Consider the following 4189-nt stretch of genomic DNA (forward strand, 5'->3'; position numbering starts at 1 on the left):
CGGGTGCGCAGCCACGGGGTCCAGCCGGCCCCGGCCTGGAGGGTTTCGCCGGGCACCTCCGCGTTGTGGACGGCGAGCAGGTCCACCGGGCGGCCGTTGACGTAGTTGTCGGCGGCGGTGACCGGTGCCTCCTTCCACTTCTTCAGCACCGAACCGGCCCGGACACCGTCCGGCAGGGTGAACGCGTTGTGTTCGGCGACGAGTTGGGACTCCATGCCGATGCCGTAGGTGTAGGAGTAGCCGTCCCCGGCGACGAAGTGGTTGTTGTACGAGTCCACCTGCCCGAAGCGGACGCGCGGGGCCCGCTCGACCAGGTTCCGGAACAGGTTGTGGTGGAAGGTGACCTTCAGGTGCCCGCGGTCGACGGCGGCGGTGGCCGCGCCGTCGCTGTTGCCGACGAGGATCGTCTTGTCGTGGTCCGCGAAGACGTTCCAGGAGGCGGTGACGTAGTCGGAGCCCTTGACGACGTCCAGTTCGCCGTCGTGCCGCTGGTAGATCCGGCCGTAGTACGACGGCAGGGTGCTGTCCGGGTGGTCGCCGTCGGTGAAGGTGTCGTGGTCGATCCACACATGGGTCGAGCCGTACACCACGGCGCTGTCGTACTCGGAGTTCCAGTTGCCGTCGGCGGTGTCGGTCGGGTCCCACTGCGGGAAGCAGTCGAGGGGGCTCTCGAAGGTCAGGTTGCGCACGATGACGTTGTCGACGCCCTTGATCTGGAGGCTCGCGCCCTTGAACCCGGCGTCGCGGCCGAGGCCGACGATGGTGGTGTTGGCGGGGACGGCCGCCTTGATGTAGGCGTCCTGACGGGCGGCGGAGGCGCGGCGCAGGCCCTCGGGGCTGTCGTCGGGCTCGGCGTCGAGGGTCTTGGCGCGGCCCCACACCGCCGGGTCGTAGGTCTTCAGATAGGCGGCGAAGTCGTAGCCGGGCACGGCGAAGGAGTCGCAGCCCGGGCCGTCGGCGTCGAGGGTGCCCTTCACCCGGACGATCTTCGGCGCGCTGCCGCCGTCGGCGAGGGCGGCCTTGAACTGCTCCCAGGTGGTGACGGTGTACACGTGCGCGGGGCCGGCGGCGGCCCCGCCGGTCGTCCCCGTGCCGTAGGCGGCCCAGCCGTCCTGGGCGGGCAGCACCTGCCGGCCGGGGCCGGTGCGGTGGGCGGGGTGGGCGGACGCGGTGCCGGTGACGGCGAGGACCAGGGCGGTGGCGGTTGCGCCCACCAGCGCGCCCATGACCCGTCCATGACATGTCTGTGTACGCACTGTGCGGCTCTCCTCGGTGACTCGGTGACTCGGTGACTGGGTTGCCCGACGGATCGGCGGGCCGGGGTGACCCGACGGCTCGGTGGCGCGGGTCAGGACGCGGGGGCGGGTGGCCAGGTGATCCAGGACGCCGGGACGTCCTCGTCCAGCCGGCGGACGTCGTGCCGGGCCAGCACCCCGGTGCGCAGCAGCTCGCGCGCCACGAGCCGCGCCACGGCGATGGCACCCGGCGGGTTGAAGTGTGTGTTGTCCTGCTCGGTGGCGGTCCAGTTGAAGTAGGTCTTCGTCTCCTCCGCCCCGAGCCGCTGCCACAGCGCGAGCGACAGCGCCTGGATGTCGAGCAGCGGGACCCGCTCCGCCTCGGCGAGCGCCCGCACGGCCGCCGGGTAGTCGCCGTGGGTGGGCTGGGCGGTGCCGTCGGCGGCGAACCGGCGGCGCTCCACGGAGGTGGCGAGGACGGGCCGGGCGCCCCGGGACCGGGCGCCGTCGAGGTACAGCCGCAGATACCGCTGGTACGACGTCCACGGCTCGGTGTAGCGGGTGGGGTCGGTGGCCTTCTCGTCGTTGTGCCCGAACTGGACGAGAAGCAGGTCCCCGGGCCGGATCACCGCCAGGACGGCGTCCAGCCGGCCTTCGTCGACGAAGCTCTTCGAACTCCGGCCGTTGACCGCGTGGTTGGCGACCGTCGGCTCCTTGTGGAGGAAGAAGGGCAGTGCCATCCCCCATCCGGTCTCGGGAGCGGCGTCGGCGTACTTCCGGGCGGCCGTCGAATCACCGGCGATATGCAGGCGGCGAGCGTCTTCCGGCGCGCGCCGGACGAGCGGGACCGCGGCGAGCGCGGTGGCCGTGACCTGTCTGCGCGTGAGGGACACGATCAGTACCTTTCGAACGCGGGAGATGTGCGGGGCGGGGGAACCGCGCGGCCGGTCACGCCGGATGCGCGGTCCCCGCGACCGCGGCCGTCCGGGCTCAGTGGTTCTTCTTCCAGTCCTCCTGGGCCTTGTCGAGCTGATCGGCCAGCAGGTCCAGGAACTCCTTGGCGCTCATCCTGCCGAGCAGCACCTTCTGGAAGTTCGGCTCGTTGTCGGCCTTGGAGATGGTGTTCCAGTCGGGCAGGTAGTACGGCAGCTGCACGATCTTCGTGCCGGCCCCGTCCAGCGCCTCGGCCGCCAGCTTCGCCGGCTCGTTGGCCCGCACCCAGGCGTCCCGCGCGGCCTCCGTGTTGGCCGGCACCGACCCGGCCGACTCGTTCCACTTGCTGTTGGACTCGTGGGAGGCGGCGAACTCGATGAACTTCCAGGCGGCGGCCTTGTTCCTGCCGGACTTGAACAGGGCCAGTCCGTCGACCGGGTTGGAGACCTGCACCCGTGTCCCGTCGTCCAGGGTCGGGCTGGGAATGCCCCGGAACCTGCCCTTCAGCGCCTTCTCGTGGTCGGCGTAGGAGCCGAGGTTGTGGCTGAGCATCCCGATGGTGCCGGAGTCCCACTGGGCGACCATCTTGGTGAAGTCGTTGTTGACGTCGGCGGACGGGGTGTCCTTCTTGTACAGGCCGGTGTACCTCTCCAGCGCCGCCACGTTCTTCGGGTCGTTGACGGTGGTCTTGTCGCCGTTCCAGAAGGACGTGATCCCGCTCTGCCCGTACATCGCGTCCAGGGCCTGGGCGATGGAGCCCTCACCGCCGCGGATGGTGTACCCGAAGGCGTTCTTGTCTTTGTCGGTGAGTTTGTCGGCGGCCTTGTAGAACTTCGTCCAGGTGGTCGGCGGCTCCAGCCCGGCCGCGCGGAACAGGTCGGTTCGGTACCACAGGGTGCCGTTGTTCGCGGACGTCGGCACCGTGTACGTCCTGCCGTCCCCGCCGGCCGCCTTCACGCTCTCCAGGAACTTGGCGTTGAGCCTGCCGCCCAGCGGGCTGTCGGCGAGCCGCTGGTCCAGCGGCTCCAGCGCGCCCTGCGCGGCGACCTCGGCCAGCATCGCCGTACCGACGCCGCCGACGTCCGGCAGGCCGCCGCCCTGGATGGCGGTGTCGTACTTGGACTGCACGCTGGCCGCCGGCACACCGACGTACTTGACCTTGATGTCGGGGTACTTGTGCTCGAAGTCGGCGATGATCTGCTTCCAGATGTCGGTGCGGACACCGCCGTTGTTGTCCCAGAAGGTGATCGTGCCCGTGCCGGAGCCCTCGTTCCCCTTCCCGCCCACGCTGCCGCTGCCGTCGTCGCCGCAGGCGGTGGCGGTCAGCGCGAGGGCGGAGCCCAGGGCCACGGCCAGGGCGGCGCGCCTGTTTCTGCGGATGCTGCTCTTCATCGGTCGGCTCTCTTCTGCTGGATCGTGCGGGGACAGGGTGGTGTGGGGGTCGGTGCGAAGTCGTTTCGCGGTCGGCGGCGGGCGTACGGCGCCCGGCCGTCCGTACCGCGCAGGTGGTCGGCGACGGTGTACGACGGCGCGTCCGCGTCGCTCGGCCGCGGCCGGCCCGCGGCGCCGCCGGTCACCCGGAAGGGCCGGCCGGGGTGCCTGTCCGGGCCGGGGCGGTGGGACTTCCCCAAGGGGCCGCCGTCACCTCGCCCGCCGGGCCGAGGGCGAGCGTGGCGGGCGAGGGCGGCGCCCGGTCGGGGCAAGCGCTTGCCGGGGAAGTGCGTCATCGCGGCTCCCAACAGGGCTTCTCGGGCGGCTACAGGGGCGTGATCCGGAACCGGGTGAAGGTCGCCGAGCCCGCGTGTCCGGGTCCCTCGGGCGCGGTGGCGAACAGGCCGAGCAGGGCGCCGACCCAGCGCCAGGGCGTGGCCGCGAAGACCGGGCCGGACGAGCGGAAACCGTCCCCGACGTCGTAGGAGAACCGGCAGCGCGCGCCGGGCCCGGCCTCGATCCGCAGCCGCGCCCGGCCCCCGGGGGCGAGGCACGGCACCCCGGCGTCGCGCTCGCGCTCGGCGATGGCC

At 71.8% G+C, this 4189-nt stretch carries 3 protein-coding genes and 1 pseudogene; all 4 read right to left on the minus strand.

What is annotated here, in order from left to right:
• Window positions 1–1226 (minus strand): polysaccharide lyase family 1 protein (locus tag H5J33_RS25820; protein ID WP_181797263.1); only part of this gene is annotated, 1226 nt, incomplete at its 3' end.
• Window positions 1227–1348: 122 nt separating this feature from the next.
• On the minus strand, window positions 1349–2128 hold the full coding sequence (locus tag H5J33_RS25825) for a rhamnogalacturonan acetylesterase (protein ID WP_181797264.1): 780 nt from the start codon (window positions 2126–2128) through the stop codon (window positions 1349–1351).
• A 97-nt stretch (window positions 2129–2225) separates the two neighbouring features.
• A complete protein-coding gene (locus H5J33_RS25830) occupies window positions 2226–3560 on the minus strand; it encodes a sugar ABC transporter substrate-binding protein (protein ID WP_181797265.1) in 1335 nt (444 codons plus the stop codon).
• A gap of 364 nt (window positions 3561–3924) precedes the next feature.
• Window positions 3925–4189, minus strand: a pseudogene (locus H5J33_RS25835) (glycoside hydrolase); the annotation flags it as partial.

Source organism: Streptomyces sp. WELS2, assembly GCF_013870595.1.
Lineage (GTDB): Bacteria > Actinomycetota > Actinomycetes > Streptomycetales > Streptomycetaceae > Streptomyces.

Excerpts from the sequence above, each read along its gene's own strand:
- H5J33_RS25830 (WP_181797265.1), bottom strand. The coding sequence starts at position 3,560 with ATGAAGAGCAGCATCCGCAGAAACAGGCGCGCCGCCCTGGCCGTGGCC.